At 70.7% G+C, this 14,503-nt stretch carries 12 protein-coding genes; 10 read left to right on the top strand and 2 right to left on the bottom strand.

What is annotated here, in order from left to right; all coding sequences use genetic code 11:
* Window positions 1–101: 101 nt before the first annotated feature.
* From ACQPYZ_RS28950 to ACQPYZ_RS28935, 4 genes are all read left to right on the top strand, one after another.
* Entirely contained in the window at window positions 102–1,088 is a 987-nt protein-coding gene (locus ACQPYZ_RS28950) for an ABC transporter substrate-binding protein (RefSeq protein WP_433161646.1), read from the top strand.
* Window positions 1,085–1,876: a siderophore-interacting protein gene (locus ACQPYZ_RS28945; RefSeq protein WP_433161645.1), complete on the top strand. Its 792-nt coding sequence runs from the start codon at window positions 1,085–1,087 to the stop codon at window positions 1,874–1,876. The genes ACQPYZ_RS28950 and ACQPYZ_RS28945 overlap by 4 nt, the downstream gene beginning before the upstream one ends.
* A 193-nt stretch (window positions 1,877–2,069) precedes the next feature.
* Entirely contained in the window at window positions 2,070–3,560 is a 1,491-nt protein-coding gene (gene glmU / locus ACQPYZ_RS28940) for a bifunctional UDP-N-acetylglucosamine diphosphorylase/glucosamine-1-phosphate N-acetyltransferase GlmU (protein WP_433161643.1), read from the top strand.
* A gap of 14 nt (window positions 3,561–3,574) precedes the next feature.
* Window positions 3,575–4,555, top strand: coding sequence for a ribose-phosphate diphosphokinase (locus ACQPYZ_RS28935; protein WP_433161642.1), 981 nt, complete (start codon window positions 3,575–3,577; stop codon window positions 4,553–4,555).
* An 85-nt stretch (window positions 4,556–4,640) separates the two neighbouring features.
* On the opposite strand, the gene ACQPYZ_RS28930 is transcribed toward ACQPYZ_RS28935, so the two are convergent.
* Both ACQPYZ_RS28930 and ACQPYZ_RS28925 read right to left on the bottom strand, forming a co-directional pair.
* Complete coding sequence (locus ACQPYZ_RS28930; RefSeq protein ID WP_433161641.1) at window positions 4,641–5,120, bottom strand: hypothetical protein; 480 nt, start codon at window positions 5,118–5,120, stop codon at window positions 4,641–4,643.
* A gap of 73 nt (window positions 5,121–5,193) precedes the next feature.
* A complete protein-coding gene (locus ACQPYZ_RS28925) occupies window positions 5,194–5,868 on the bottom strand; it encodes a hypothetical protein (protein ID WP_433161638.1) in 675 nt (224 codons plus the stop codon).
* A gap of 133 nt (window positions 5,869–6,001) precedes the next feature.
* Between ACQPYZ_RS28925 and ACQPYZ_RS28920 the strand changes: the two genes are divergently transcribed.
* The 6 genes from ACQPYZ_RS28920 (at window position 6,002) to mfd (ending at window position 14,481) form a co-directional block, all read left to right on the top strand.
* Window positions 6,002–7,897, top strand: a complete 1,896-nt coding sequence (locus ACQPYZ_RS28920; protein WP_433161635.1) for a sensor histidine kinase — start codon at window positions 6,002–6,004, stop codon at window positions 7,895–7,897.
* 25 nt (window positions 7,898–7,922) lie between these two features.
* The gene (locus ACQPYZ_RS28915) at window positions 7,923–8,564 is read left to right on the top strand and encodes a response regulator transcription factor (RefSeq protein WP_433161634.1); all 642 of its coding nucleotides are present in this window, start codon (window positions 7,923–7,925) and stop codon (window positions 8,562–8,564) included.
* A gap of 22 nt (window positions 8,565–8,586) precedes the next feature.
* Window positions 8,587–9,348, top strand: coding sequence for a DUF1932 domain-containing protein (locus ACQPYZ_RS28910; RefSeq protein WP_433161633.1), 762 nt, complete (start codon window positions 8,587–8,589; stop codon window positions 9,346–9,348).
* Between the two features lie 234 nt (window positions 9,349–9,582).
* Window positions 9,583–10,242 carry a 50S ribosomal protein L25/general stress protein Ctc gene (locus tag ACQPYZ_RS28905; RefSeq protein ID WP_433161632.1) on the top strand — a complete coding sequence of 220 codons (660 nt, stop codon included), beginning with the start codon at window positions 9,583–9,585 and terminating at the stop codon, window positions 10,240–10,242.
* Between the two features lie 37 nt (window positions 10,243–10,279).
* Window positions 10,280–10,855: an aminoacyl-tRNA hydrolase gene (gene pth / locus ACQPYZ_RS28900; protein ID WP_433161630.1), complete on the top strand. Its 576-nt coding sequence runs from the start codon at window positions 10,280–10,282 to the stop codon at window positions 10,853–10,855.
* Entirely contained in the window at window positions 10,852–14,481 is a 3,630-nt protein-coding gene (gene mfd, locus ACQPYZ_RS28895) for a transcription-repair coupling factor (RefSeq protein ID WP_433161629.1), read from the top strand. The genes pth and mfd overlap by 4 nt, the downstream gene beginning before the upstream one ends.
* Window positions 14,482–14,503: the final 22 nt, after the last annotated feature.

Here is a 14,503-nt window from a genome sequence, read left to right as displayed (position 1 = left end):
TCCTCCCTGCGACAGCCGGGGTCCGCTGCGCGCTATCGACGTACTGCAGGTAAGGCTAGCCTAACTTCGTTCTGATCGCTGTGTGGGAAGGCCTGAGCATCATGTCCTTGCGCCGATTCGGTGCACTCGTCGTCACCGGGAGCCTGCTGGCCGCGCTGGCCGCCTGCGGCTCGTCCGACCCGGAGCCGGTCGCCGGTGAGACCCGGGTGTTCGCCGCGGACAACGGCGACGTCACGATCCCGAAGGATCCGCGCCGGGTGGTGGCGACGGGGTACGCCGTCCCGGCGCTGATCGAGGCGGACGCCGAACTGGTCGGCATCTCGCTCTTCCAGCGGTCCGTGCCGATGATGTCGGCGCAGGACAAGGCGACGTACGACGAGCTGGAGAAGGTCGCCGGTGAGACCGCGGACGAGACGAACTACGAGAAGATCGCGCTCGCGAAGCCGGACCTGATCGTGATCGGCGTCCCGACGCCGGTGCTCGACGACATCGACCTGGACCGGCTGAAGGCGATCGCGCCGGTGGTCGCGATCGGGCCGACCGTGCCGAAGGCGTGGCGGGAGCTGTCCCGGCGGCAGTCGGACGCGGCCGGGCGGCTGGAGACGTTCGACCAGGCCAGAACGGCGTACGAGAAGAAGGCCGGCGAGCTGAAGGCGAAGTACGCGGCGGTGCTGGCGGACACGAGGTTCGCGCACGTCGGCGGGTACGGGCAGGTTGCCAAGGGCAACTTCATGCGGGAGTTCGGCGGCTCCTGGGGGACCAACATCGCCGAGGACATCGGGGTGAAGTACTACGGCCAGGTGAAGAAGCCGGGGGAGGGGTCGCTCGCGGTGTCCGAGCAGGTGTCGATCGAGCTGCTGCCCACCGACCTGCGGGACGCGGAGGTGATCACGTACACGCTCGAGCCGGACGGCAGCGTGGGGCCGGCCGTGCAGTTCGTGATGAACTCGCCGCTGTGGAAGGCGCTGCCGGCGGTGAAGGCCGGGCGGGCGTACGGGATCCGTTACACGCAGGCGTCGACGTACGAGTCCGCGCAGCTCACGCTGGACGCCCTCGACCAGGCGCTCGCGCCGCTGCTGACCCGATGAACCGGGACAACCCGCGGGAGCGGGTCGAGGAGATCCACCGGTCCGGCGACGGCGTCGGCCGGATCCCGTACCCGATCGGCATGCGGACGGTCGCGGTGGTCGCGAAGGAGTACCTGACCCCGCACATGCTGCGGGTGACGCTGGCCGGGCCGGAGCTGGCCGGGTTCCACTCGTACCACTGCGACGACCACGTCAAGATCGTCTTCCCGGAGCCGGACGGAACGCACCGGCTGCCGGTCCCGAACGACCGGCAGATGCTCGACTGGCCGAAACCGCTGCCGCCGACGCGCAGCTACACGGTCCGCCGGTACGACGGGACGCGGCTCGACCTCGACTTCGTCGTCCACGCCGGTGGACTCGCGGCACCGTGGGCCGAGGCGCTGGAGCTGGGCGACGAGGTCGCGATCGCGGGACCGCCGGGCGCGAAGGCGTTTCCGTACACCTACCCGCACTACGTCTTCGCGGTGGACCCGACCGGCCTACCCGCGGTGGCGCGGTGGCTCGACGAGGGGCCGGGCGATGCCTCTGCGGATGTCGTGGTGGAGTTCGACCATGCCGACGAGTCGGACTATCCGCTCGCCGAGCGAACCGGTGTGAAGATCCGCTGGGTTCCCCGCGGCTCCCTGGCCGCCGAGGTGATGGCACTGTCCCTGCCGGACGACACCTTCCTCTTCGCCGCCGGCGAGGCGGACGGCATCCGGCCCCTCCGCGCCTGGTCCAAGAACCGCTTCCCGTCCGTCATCCGCGGCTACTGGAAGCAAGGCGTCGCCGACCTCGACGAGGACTGAGTACGGCGGCCGGCCGGGGTGATTCCCGGGATTGGCGGGAGTGAGACCGGTCACGTGGGGACTGCGGGTGGGTGCGGGGGGTGGTGGGGAGAGCAAGTACGCTTGCGCGGGCACCCCGGTCGTCGATGCACGCCGCGAGGGCCTGTGCTGATACTTGTTGAAGAACTCGCAGGGAACTCGAGGAGAAGACCGCGTGACTTCCCATCGTCCCGCGGCGGTCGTGATCATGGCCGCCGGTCTGGGAACCCGGATGAAATCGGCGACCCCGAAGGTGTTGCACGAGATCGGCGGGCGCAGTCTCGTCGGGCACGCCGTGGTCGCCGCGCGGGTGCTCGCGCCGCAGCACCTGGTGGTCGTGGTCGGCAACGGCCGCGAGCTGGTCGAGACCCATCTGCGTGAGGTCGACCCGGCGGTGAAGACCGCCGTCCAGGAGCAGCAGCTGGGCACCGGCGACGCGGTCCGTGCCGGGCTGACCGCCGTACCGGAGGACTTCGACGGCTCGGTCGTGGTCACGTCGGGTGACGTGCCGCTGCTGGCGGCCGCAACGCTGCAGGAGCTCGTCGCCGAGCACGACAAGCAGGGCAACGCGGTGACCGTGCTGACCGCGCGTGTCCCCGACCCGACCGGCTACGGGCGGATCATCCCGGGCGAGGACGGCACCGTGGCCGGGATCGTCGAGCACAAGGACGCGACGCCGGAGCAGCGGCAGATCGACGAGATCAACGCCGGGATCTACGTGTTCGACGCGGCCACGCTGCGCGACGGGCTGAGCCGGATCACGACCGACAACGCGCAGGGCGAGCTGTACCTGACCGACGTCCTGGCGATCGCCAAGCGGGACGGCAAGCGGGTCGGCGCGTACGTGACCGACGACGCGATGCAGACCGAGGGCGTGAACGACCGGGTCCAGCTGGCCGCGCTCCGTGCCGAGCTCAACCGCCGTACCCTCGACCGGCTGATGCGCGCGGGTGTCACGATCGTCGACCCGAACACGACCTGGGTCGACCAGACGGTCCAGCTGGCCCGCGACGTCACGCTGCTGCCGAACACCCAGCTCCACGGCGCGACGGTCGTCGACGAAGGCGCCACGATCGGCCCGGACACCACGCTGACCGACGTACGCGTCGGCGCCGGGGCCACGATCATCCGGGCACACGGGTCGGACTCCGAGATCGGCCCGCAGGCCTCCGTCGGTCCGTTCGCCTACCTCCGCCCCGGCACCAGCGTCGGCGTGAAGGGCAAGATCGGCACCTTCGTCGAGACCAAGAACACCAGCATCGGCGACGGCGCGAAGGTTCCGCACCTGACGTACGCCGGGGACGCGACGATCGGCGAGGGCGCGAACATCGGCGCCGGCACGATCTTCGCCAACTACGACGGGGTCGCGAAGCACCCGACGCATGTCGGCAAGCACTCCTTCATCGGCAGCAACTCGGTGCTGGTCGCGCCGCGGACGATCGCCGACGGTGCGTACCTGGCCGCCGGTACGGCGCTGACCGAGGACGTCGGCCCGGGCGAGATCGCGGTCGCGCGCGCCCGCCAGCGCAACATCAAGGGCTGGGTCGCGCGCAAGCGGGCCGGCACGAAGACCGCCGCGGCGGCCGAGGAGGCGCTGGCCGCGGAGACCGGCGCCGGAGCGCAGACGGACGAAGGTTCCGTGGGCGACACTGGCGAGAAGGCGTAACGGGAGGCCGGGCCATGAGCGGGATGAAGCGAACCACCGAGAAGAACCTGATGGTGTTCTCCGGCCGGGCTCACCCCGGTCTGGCCGAGGAGGTCGCCGAGCAGCTCGGCGCCGGCCTGGTGCCGACGGCGGCGTACGACTTCGCCAACGGCGAGATCTACGTCCGGTTCGAGGAGTCGGTCCGGGGCAGCGACGCGTTCGTGATCCAGAGCCACACCTCGCCGATCAACGAGTGGATCATGGAGCAGCTGATCATGGTCGACGCGCTGAAGCGGGCGTCGGCCAAGCGGATCACCGTGGTGCTGCCGTTCTACGGGTACGCCCGGCAGGACAAGAAGCACCGCGGCCGGGAGCCGATCTCGGCCCGGCTGATGGCCGACCTGTTCAAGACCGCCGGCGCGAACCGGCTGATCTGCGTCGACCTGCACACCTCGCAGATCCAGGGGTTCTTCGACGGCCCGGTGGACCACCTGATGGCACTGCCGATCCTGAGCGACTACGTGCACGAGAAGTACGGCGACCAGCAGCTGGCCGTGGTGTCGCCGGACGCCGGCCGGATCAAGGTGGCCGAGCAGTGGTCGGCGCGGCTGAACGGCGTACCGCTGGCCTTCATCCACAAGACCCGCGACATCGACCGGCCGAACGAGACGGTGGCGAACCGGGTCGTCGGTGAGGTCAAGGACCGGGTCTGCATCCTGGTCGACGACATGATCGACACCGCCGGCACGATCACCAAGGCGGCCGACGCGCTGTACGCCGGCGGCGCGGCGGACGTGGTGATCGCCGCGACGCACGCGATCCTGTCCGGCCCCGCGGTGGACCGGCTGAAGAACTGCCAGGCCAGCGAGGTGATCGTCACCAACACGCTGCCGATCGCCGAGGACCGCCGGTTCGACAAGCTCACCGAGCTGTCGATCGCACCGCTGATCAGCCGGGCCATCCGCGAGGTCTTCGAGGACGGCTCGGTCACCAGCCTCTTCGACGGCCGCGCCTGACCCGCAGACGCCGAGCGCTTGACCGGCAGACGCCGAGCGTCTGACCGGCGGACGCCGGGCGCCCGCGGTCGGCCCGCGGGCGCTATCAGGCGCTGATCCGGCGGCCGCTCACCGTCCCGGTGCCGGAATCCAGCACCTCGGTCTCGCTGTTCGGCGCGAACACCGTGATCCGGTAGGTCCCTGAGATCCGGCCGCGGGACAGGGATCCCCTGAGCCGCACCCGGATCGTCGGCCCGACCGATCCCGGGCCTTCCTCGCCCGCGAAGCCGCTCCAGAACGTCGCCTGGAACGACTTGCCGTGCCGCGACCACGTCCCGGTGAACGGCGGCAACGCCGGGCTGATGTCGTGGGACACGAACACGCCTCCCGCGGCGAAGCTCAGCACCAGCCGGACCGTCTCGGTCGAGCCGTCGTCCTGCCGGCGGCACAGCCAGCTGCCCGACAGCCCGTCGTCACTGTCGGCCGCGGCCGGCGTAGCGGTCGCCAGTCCCGCGATCGCCACGCCTCCCGCGGCGATGCCTGCACCCCTCAGCGCCTGGCGGCGCCCCACTGCGTTCTCGCTCATTGGAGTCCCTCCCCAGAGATCCGCTGTTTCCTCCACGCTGCACCCGGTCGGGGGTGGTGGCAACGGTTCGGGGTCATCGACGACGAGGGGTGACGGTCCGCCACGCGTAGTACGCCGTACCGAGGGATGCGGCTGTCATCGGCAGGGCGGTGAGGAGGCCGGCGAGGCCGTTGCCAGGGACGACGAACGTGGCGACGATCGTCAGCCACAGCAGGGGGATCCACCGCGGTACGGCGTGTGAACGCCATAGGCCGACCACCTGGATCACGGTGCCGACGGCAACCAGCAGCGCGCCGGGGATCATCAGGCCGAACACGTGCGCCGCGTCGTCGTTGATCCGCTCGATCACCGTCGGGTCGACGCCCGGTGCGGTGGCGAAGTAGTACGCCGCCGCCCAACCGGCGCCGCCGACGGCGTACAGCGCGGTGCCGATCCACATGACCACGGCGCCCGTGGTCGCCCAGGCCGCGCCTCGGCGACGAACGAGCATCGTGGTCAGCAGCGCCTGGGCGGGCACGTTGAGTACGAGCGCGGCGCTGAGCGTGACCAGCAGGCCCCACCACAGGTCGCGAACCGGCTGGATGTCGCCGTACGCGTAGGTCTCGCCGCCCGCGGCCGGCTGAGGCCAGAGGAGTCCGCCGGGCACGGCCACGATCGCGGTCAGCGCGAGGACCAGGGCGACGATCCCGATCCGGCGTTGGGTCACGTGGTCGGTGGCAGTCGGGCTGGGAGCTGTCTGGGTCGTCATGGTGTCCTCCGCAAGATGAGCTGACGACCTCAGCAAACGACGGTCGGCCGGCCCGGCACATCGAAGCGGACACGGAGCCGGTCTCCGTGCTGGCTCGGAGCCGGACGGCGTACGGCGGACTTACTCTGACGACATGCGGTGGCCGCGATGGCTCGCGCTCGGTACCTTCCTGCTCGTCCTGGTGATGCTGGCGGGAGGCTCCTGGCTGCTGATCGCGTACGGCACCGGTCCGCACACGCTGCGGAACTTCCTCGGCCTCGCCGTCATCGGGACCGCCGTCGCGGTGCTCGGCCTGGTGGTCAGCCGACGCGAGGCCGTCGTCGGAGCGATCCTCACCTGGATCGGCGCGATCGTCGTCTCCCTGACTGCCCGCGACGTCTACTACAGCGCCGACGGCGTACCGCTGGACGATCGGGTCGTCGCCTGGCTCGAGGAGAGCGGATGGTGGCTGCTCGCCGCGATCAGCCTGCTGCTGCTCTACTTCCCGAACGGCCGAGCCCTGTGGCGACCACTCCCGCCGGTCCTCGTGCTGTTGTGCCTGGCGCAGCAGTTCCTGGCCGCCTTCACCACGCTGCCGCTCCTCCTCCAGGTGCTGCGGGAAGTCGCGTTCTTCGGCTTCCTAGCCGCCTGCCTCGCGTCGGCGGTGTCGGTATTCGTCCGGTATCGCCGATCAACCGGCACAGTCCGCGCCCAGCTCAAGTGGCTGTCGATCACCGGACTGGCCGCGGTGCTCTACCCGTTCGTCTGCCTCGCCGAGATCGTGGTCACCGGCGACTCCGGCATTGTCGCGACCGTCTTCGGCGTGATCGTGCTGGTCTCCCTCCCGGCCTCCGTCGCGGTCGCGATGCTCCGGCACGACCTGTACGACGTAGACCGGGTGCTGGCTGACACGGTCACGTACGGCGTCGTCATGGTCGTCCTCCTGGGCACGTACGCGGTCGCAGCCGTGTCACTCGGACTAGTGCTCGGCCGAGACTCGGCAGTCGTGGCTGCCGCAGCCACAGCCGTCTGTGCGCTGGTGCTCTCACCACTCCGGGCACAGCTCCAGCGCACAGTCGACCGCCGGCTCTATCCGCCGCGTCGCGCGGCCCTGCAGGCGATCGAGGATCTGCAGCGACGGATTCACACCGAGCAGGCGCAGCCGGAGGAGCTGGAGTCCGCCCTGCGCACCGCTCTCCGCGATCCGGGTCTCCGCGTCGGTCTGCTGGTCCCGGGCGCGTCCGGATTCGTCGACGCCGCCGGTACGCCGGTCAGCGGGCAACAGCTCGTCCCGGTGATGCTGGGTGGTGTGCAGATCGGCGTACTCGGGTCGGATTCGACCAGTCCCGCCGTACTGAAGGCTGTGGCGGCCGGGGCGGCCAGTCTGGTCGAGGTGACGCGGTTGCGGGCCGAGTTGGCCGGTGCGTTGCGGGAGGTGGAGGCGAGCCGGGCCCGGCTCGTGCAGGCGGGTGATGCGGAGCGGAGGCGGTTGGAGCGGGATCTGCACGACGGCGCCCAGCAGCGCCTCGTCTCGCTCGGGATGGCGATGCGGCTGGCCCAGCGGCACTTGCACGACGGGTCGGTCGACGTGGACGGGCTGCTGGACCAAGGGGTCGCGGAGCTGGCGACCGCGGTGGCCGAGTTGCGGCAGATCGCGCATGGGCTGCGGCCGACCAGCCTCGACGACGGGTTGCACGCCGCGCTGAGTGCGATCACACAGAAACTGCCGATCCCGGTCCGGCTGCAGATTCCGGCCGAGCTGCCGGAGGACCTCGCGACGACGGCGTACTTCGTCGCGGCCGAGGCGGTCACGAACGCGGCGAAGTACGCGAACGCGACCTCGATCGCTGTCCGCGTCTCCCAGTCGGCCGATCGGGTAACCGTGCTGGTCGAGGACGACGGCTGCGGTGGCGCGACGCCGCGGCCGGGCTCGGGGCTGAGCGGCCTTCTGGATCGGGTGGCCGCGATCGGCGGTTCGCTGGACCTCCGCAGCCCGGCCGGCCGCGGTACGACGGTCGAGGCGGTGCTGCCATGCGGATCGTCGGCGTGAGAACGAGGGTGGACGGGGGCTGGCGATGCGGATCGTGATCGGCGAGGACTCGGCGTTGTTCCGGGAGGGGCTGGCGCGGTTGCTGGCCGACGCCGGCCACGAGATCGTCGGCCTCGCACCGGACGCCCCGGCGCTGATGACAGTGGTCGCGGAGACCGAGCCCGACCTGGCGGTGATCGACATCCGGATGCCGCCCGACCAGACCGACGACGGCGCCCGCGCCGCCCGCCGCCTCCGGATGCTGAACCCGGGCCTCGCGATCGTCCTGCTGTCCCAGCACATCGAGACCCGGCACTCGGTCGACCTGGTGGCGACCGGCCGGTTCGGCTACCTGCTGAAGGACCGCGTGCTCGCGGTCGACGAGTTCCTGGACGCCCTCGACCGGGTCGCGGCCGGCGGCTCCGCCCTCGACCCCGAGGTCGTCGGCCGCCTCCTCGGCCGTCAACGCGCCGACGACCGCCTCACGCCGCTCACCCCGCGCGAACGCGAGGTCCTCGCACTGATGGCCGAGGGCTGCACGAACGTCGGCATCGGCCGCCGCCTCTTCCTCACCGAACGCACCGTCGAGACCCACGTCGGCAGCATCCTGTCCAAACTCGGCCTGCACACCAACGCCGAACAACACCGCCGAGTCCTCGCCGTCCTCGCCTATCTTGGGGAGCACTGACGGCGCTGAGGAGGACGGCTCGATGCGGATCGCGGTGTTTCATCCGGGGGCGATGGGTTCGAAGCTGGCGGCGGAATTGGTTGCCGCGGGCCACGAGGTGCACTGGGTGCCGGAGGGGCGGAGTCCGGAGAGTACGGCGCGCGCGGACGACGCCGGCCTGATCGGTACGCCGTTCGCCGAGGCGGTCGGTGCGGCCGAGGTGGTCCTGTGCTCGTGTGCTCCGCAGGGTGCCGTCGACATCGCCGTCCAGGTGGGGAAGGCCGGGTTCGACGGGCTGTACATCGAGGCGAACCCGCTGTCACCGAAGTCGCTGCGGGAGGCGCAGGAGGCGCTCGGCCGGGCGACGTTCGTGGACGCGGGCGTGATCGGCCCGCCGCCGACGGGCGGCCCGAGCCCGACGCACCTGATGCTGTCCGGGTCGGCCGCGCAGCAGGCGGCCGAGCTGTGGGCCGGCACCGCGGTCACGCCGATGGTCGTCGGCGACCTGCCGGGGGCGGCCAGCGCGGCGAAGTCGTCGTACGCGCTTTACAACAAGGGCAAGGCGGCGCTCGCCGTGCTCGCCTTCCAGCTGGCGGAGAAGTACGGCGTCACCGACGCGCTGACCGCCCAGCAGGTGCGCGGCGACGCCGGCTCGTTGCAGGACCCGTCCCTGCCCGACCAGCTCCGCCGCGTCGCCTGGCGCTGGGGCCCCGAGTTCGACGAGCTCGCCGAGACCCTCGACGACGCCGGCCTGGAAGGCGATGCGGCCCGAGCCCTCCGACTGGTCTGGACCAAACTCGCCTGAGATCGCGGTGATCGGCCCCGGCAGAACGGATTTCCTGTCTGGGCGGGGTGGTGGGTAGACTGTTTTGGTTGCCTCGGCGAGGGACGCCCCCCGAGAACTGTTGGGCGCGGCTCCGTGATCGACGCGGTGGTTCGTTGCCTGACGCCTTCTCCGGGGTCACAAAGCGCCCGCTGAGGCCGCAGCCGAGTTCCACTAGACAACCGATCACCGCAACGCTTTCAAGGAGTTCATCTCGTGGCCGAGGTCAAGATCCAAGCCGAATCGCGCACGGAGTTCGGCAAGGGTGCTGCCCGCCGAATCCGCCGGGACAACAAGGTTCCCGCAGTCCTGTACGGCCACGGCAGTGACCCGGTGCACATCACGCTGCCCGGCCACGACACCATGCTGGCCCTGAAGACCGCCAACGCCCTGCTGCTGATCGAGGTCGAGGGCGGCGAGAGCCACCTGGCCCTGCCGAAGCAGGTGCAGCGTGACCCGCTGAAGGGCTTCATCGAGCACGTCGACCTGGTCATCGTGAAGCGCGGCGAGAAGGTCCAGGTGGACATCGCCGTCCACCTCGAGGGCGAGGCCGTGAGCGACACCCTGGTCGTGCTGGAGCACCCGACCATCCTGGTCGAGGCCGAGGCGACCCACATTCCGGACGGCGTCACCGTGTCCGTCGAGGGCCTCGAGGTCGGCGCGCAGATCCACGCCTCCGACATCACGCTGCCCTCCGGTACGACGCTGGCGATCGAGCCGGAGACCCTGATCGTCAACGTGACCGCCCAGCAGACCGCGGAGCAGCTCGAGGCCGAGCTGTCCGAGGCCGAGGCCGAGGCCGGGATCGAGAAGGACGAGAAGGAAGAGACCGACGAGGCTCCGGCCGAGGAGCCGGTCGCCGCCGCGGCGGAGTAGTCTTCCCGCGACAGAACCTTCAGGAGGGCCGGGATCCGTGGCGGACGACGTGTGGTTGGTCGTCGGACTGGGGAATCCCGGCCCTTCCTATGCCCGCACCCGGCACAACGTCGGCCACCTGGTCGCCGACGAGCTGGCCGCGCGCACGGGCAGCAAGTGGAAGCAGCACAAGCAGGTCCGGGCCGAGGTGATCGAGACCCGGATCAGTGGGATCCGGACCGTGCTGGCCAAGCCCCGGTCGTACATGAACGAGTCCGGCGGTCCGGTGTCCGGGCTGCTGAAGTTCTTCAAGGTCGAGCCGGCCGGGCTGGTCGTGGTGCACGACGAGCTGGACATCGACTTCGGCGTCCTGCGGGCCAAGTTCGGCGGCGGCGACAACGGCCACAACGGGCTCAAGTCGCTCCGGAAGTCGCTGGGCACCGGTGAGTACTATCGGGTCCGGTTCGGTGTGGGTCGTCCGCCGGGCCGGCAGAACCCCGCCGACTTCGTCCTGAACGAGTTCTCCTCGACCGAGCGCAAGGACCTGCCGTTCGCGGTGGACCGGACGGCGGACGCGGTGGAGTCGCTGCTCACCGACGGTCTCGAAGAAACCCAAGGGAAGTACAACTCGTGAAACTCGGCGGTCTGGTCGACACCCTCGTCACCGATCCGGTGGTGGCCGAGGCGGTCCGCGACGCCCGGGGCGACGAGGTCACGGCCCTCGACCTGAGTACGCCGGGCCCGATCCGCCCGGTCCTGCTGGCCGCACTCGCGTCCGAGCGGGTCGGTGCCGGCCGCCCGGTGCTCGCGGTGACCGCGACCTTCCGCGAGGCCGAGGAGCTGACCGAGGCCCTGCAGTGCCTGGTCGCCGACTCCTCGACCGTCGCCTACTACCCGGCGTGGGAGACCCTGCCGCACGAGCGGCTCTCGCCCCGGTCGGACACGGTCGGCCGGCGCCTCGCCGTACTGCGGCGCCTCGTGCACCCGGATCCGTCGGACGAGACCACCGGGCCGATCAGCATCCTGGTCGCGCCGGTGCGGTCCGTGCTGCAGCCGCAGGTCGCCGGGCTGGCGGACCTGAAGCCGGTGCAGTTGCACGTCGGCGACACGGTCGAGCTCGAGGACGTCGTCGAGCAGTTGTCCGGCGCGGCGTACCACCGGGTCGACCTGGTCGAGCGGCGCGGTGAGTTCGCGGTCCGCGGCGGCATCATCGACGTCTTCCCGCCGACCGAGGAGCATCCGCTGCGGGTCGACTTCTTCGGTGACGACGTCGAGGAGATCCGGTACTTCGCGGTCGCCGACCAGCGGTCGCTGGAGATCGCCGAGCACGGCCTGTGGGCGCCGCCGTGCCGCGAGCTGCTGCTGACGGACGAGGTCCGGTCGCGCGCCGCCGTACTGGCGAAGGAGCACCCGGAGCTCGCCGAGCTGTTCGAGAAGCTGGCCGAAGGTCATGCGGTCGAGGGCATGGAGTCGCTGGCGCCGGTGCTCGTCGATGACATGGAGTTGCTGGTCGACCTGATGCCGGCCGGTACGCACGTCGTCGTCAGCGACCCCGAGCGCGTCCGGGCCCGGGCGCACGACCTGGTCGCGACCAGCCAGGAGTTCCTGGAGGCGTCCTGGGCGGCCGCCGCGGGTGGTGGCGAGGCGCCGATCGACCTGGGCGCGGCGGCGTACATGTCGCTGGGTGACGTCCGTGAGCACGCGCTCGGCAAGGGCCTGGCGTGGTGGAGCCTGTCGCCGTTCGCGGCCGCGCCGACGGACGCGCCCGAGGTGCGCGACTCGATGGGCGAGCGGGTGGCGTTCGACATCGACCCGGACGCGGGTGCGGTCCGGAGCCGGATCGTCGCCGCGCACGAGGTGGCGGCGTACCGCGGCGAGACCGCGGCCGCCGTCGAGGACGTCCGCGGCTGGCTGCGGGACGGCTGGCGGGTCGTCTGCGTGACCGAGGGCCACGGCCCGGCCCAGCGGCTGGCCGAGGTGTTCTCCGAGGCCGAGCTGCCGGCTCGCGTGGTCGAGGGCATCGAGGAAATCCCCGAGCCCGGCGTCGTGCTGATCTCCCAGGGCCAGCTCGATCACGGATTCATTGCCGACGGCATCAAGTTCGCCGTACTGACCGAGAACGACCTGGCCGGCCAGCGGTCGATGGCCGACCGGCGGTCGCAGCAGCGGATGCCTTCGCGCCGCAAGAAGACGATCGATCCGCTGGAGCTGCAGCCCGGCGACTACGTCGTGCACGAGCAGCACGGCGTCGGCCGGTACGTCGAGATGATGCAGCGGACCGTCGGCACCGGCGCCCAGAAGGCCACCCGCGAGTACGTCGTCATCGAGTTCGCCCCGAGCAAGCGCGGCCAGCCCGGCGACCGGCTGTACGTGCCGACCGACCAGCTCGACCAGGTCACCCGGTACGTCGGCGGCGAGCAGCCGAGCCTGGACAAGATGGGCGGCAGCGACTGGGCCAAGCGCAAGGGCCGCGCCCGCAAGGCGGTCCGGCAGATCGCCGGCGAGCTGATCAAGCTGTACGCCGCCCGGCAGGCGACCAAGGGGCACGCGTTCGCCAAGGACACCCCGTGGCAGCGTGAGCTCGAGGACGCGTTCCCGTTCGTGGAGACGCCGGACCAGCTGGCCACCATCGACGACGTCAAGCACGACATGGAACGCATCACCCCGATGGACCGGATCGTCTGCGGCGACGTCGGCTACGGCAAGACCGAGATCGCCGTCCGCGCGGCCTTCAAGGCGGTCCAGGACGGCAAGCAGGTCGCCGTACTGGTGCCCACGACACTGCTCGTCCAGCAGCACTACGCGACCTTCGCCGAGCGGTACGCCGCCTTCCCGGTGAACGTCGCGCCGCTGTCGCGGTTCCAGACCGACAAGGAGGCCAAGGCCGCCCTGGACGGGCTGGCCGACGGGTCGGTGGACGTCGTCATCGGCACCCACCGGCTGCTGTCGGGCGAGATGCAGTTCAAGGATCTCGGCCTGGTGATCGTCGACGAGGAGCAGCGGTTCGGTGTCGAGCACAAGGAGCAGCTGAAGCGGTTGCGGACGGCGGTCGACGTACTGACGATGTCGGCGACGCCGATCCCGCGGACGCTGGAGATGTCGATCACCGGCATCCGGGAGATGTCCACGATCGCCACTCCGCCGGAGGAGCGGCACCCGGTGCTCACCTTCGTCGGCGCGTACGACGAGGGCCAGGTGACCGCCGCGATCCGGCGCGAGCTGCTCCGCGAGGGTCAGGTCTTCGTCGTCCACAACCGGGTGAACACGATCGAGAAGGCGGCCGCCCGGATCCGCCAGCTCGTGCCCGAGGCGCGGGTGTCGGTCGCCCACGGGCAGATGAATGAGCACACCCTCGAGCAGGTCATCCAGGACTTCTGGGAGAAGCGCTCCGACGTGATCGTCTGTACGACGATCGTCGAGTCCGGGATCGACATCTCGAACGCGAACACGATGATCGTCGAGCGGTCCGACCTGCTCGGCCTGTCCCAGCTGCACCAGCTCCGCGGCCGGGTGGGCCGTGGCCGCGAGCGGGCGTACGCGTACTTCTTCTTCCCGCCGGAGAAGCCGCTGACCGAGACCGCCCACGACCGGCTGGCGACGATCGCGCAGCACGCGGACCTGGGCGGCGGTATGGCGGTCGCGATGAAGGACCTGGAGATCCGCGGCGCCGGCAACCTGCTCGGCGGCGAGCAGTCCGGCCACATCGCCGACGTCGGCTTCGACCTGTACGTCCGGCTGGTCGGCGAGGCGGTCGCGGAGTACCGCGGCGACACCCAGGCGGAGGAGCCCGAGGTGAAGATCGAGTTGCCGATCGACGCCCACCTGCCGCACGACTACATCCCGTCGCAGCGGCTCCGGCTGGAGATGTACCAGCGGCTGGCCGCCGTCCGCGACGAGGCGGGCATCGCCGAGCTGGTCGAGGAGCTGCACGACCGGTACGGCGACATCCCGCAGCCGGTGCTGAACCTGGTCGAGGTGGCGAAGTTCCGCAACCACGCCCGCCGGGCCGGTCTGCACGACGTCACCCTGCAGGGCAACCTGATCCGGTTCGGGCCGGTCGAGCTGCCCGATTCGAAGGTGCTCCGGCTGAACAGGCTGTACCCGAAGAGTCTGGTGAAGCCGCAACTGCGTACGATCCTGGTGCCGAGACCTGCCACCCGGCCGGTCGCCGGTCAGCCGCTCCGCGACCAGGAGCTGCTGCAGTGGTGCACCCGGTTGATTGACGACGTGATCGCCGAGCCGGTCGGAGTTCCGGCGTGAGACTCAGAACTATGCGAGGAGA

The sequence above is a fragment of the Kribbella sp. CA-247076 genome, assembly GCF_050942445.1.
GTDB lineage: Bacteria > Actinomycetota > Actinomycetes > Propionibacteriales > Kribbellaceae > Kribbella.
The sequence above is the reverse complement of the archived record's forward strand: the minus strand, read 5'-3'. Positions and strand labels throughout refer to the sequence as shown.

Coding starts and splice junctions, on each gene's coding strand:
- ACQPYZ_RS28920 (WP_433161635.1), top strand. CDS start 6,002: ATGCGGTGGCCGCGATGGCTCGCGCTCGGTACCTTCCTGCTCGTCCTG.
- ACQPYZ_RS28945 (WP_433161645.1), top strand. CDS start 1,085: ATGAACCGGGACAACCCGCGGGAGCGGGTCGAGGAGATCCACCGGTCC.
- ACQPYZ_RS28930 (WP_433161641.1), bottom strand. CDS start 5,120: ATGAGCGAGAACGCAGTGGGGCGCCGCCAGGCGCTGAGGGGTGCAGGC.
- ACQPYZ_RS28910 (WP_433161633.1), top strand. CDS start 8,587: ATGCGGATCGCGGTGTTTCATCCGGGGGCGATGGGTTCGAAGCTGGCG.
- ACQPYZ_RS28950 (WP_433161646.1), top strand. CDS start 102: ATGTCCTTGCGCCGATTCGGTGCACTCGTCGTCACCGGGAGCCTGCTG.
- ACQPYZ_RS28935 (WP_433161642.1), top strand. CDS start 3,575: ATGAGCGGGATGAAGCGAACCACCGAGAAGAACCTGATGGTGTTCTCC.
- ACQPYZ_RS28925 (WP_433161638.1), bottom strand. CDS start 5,868: ATGACGACCCAGACAGCTCCCAGCCCGACTGCCACCGACCACGTGACC.
- ACQPYZ_RS28915 (WP_433161634.1), top strand. CDS start 7,923: ATGCGGATCGTGATCGGCGAGGACTCGGCGTTGTTCCGGGAGGGGCTG.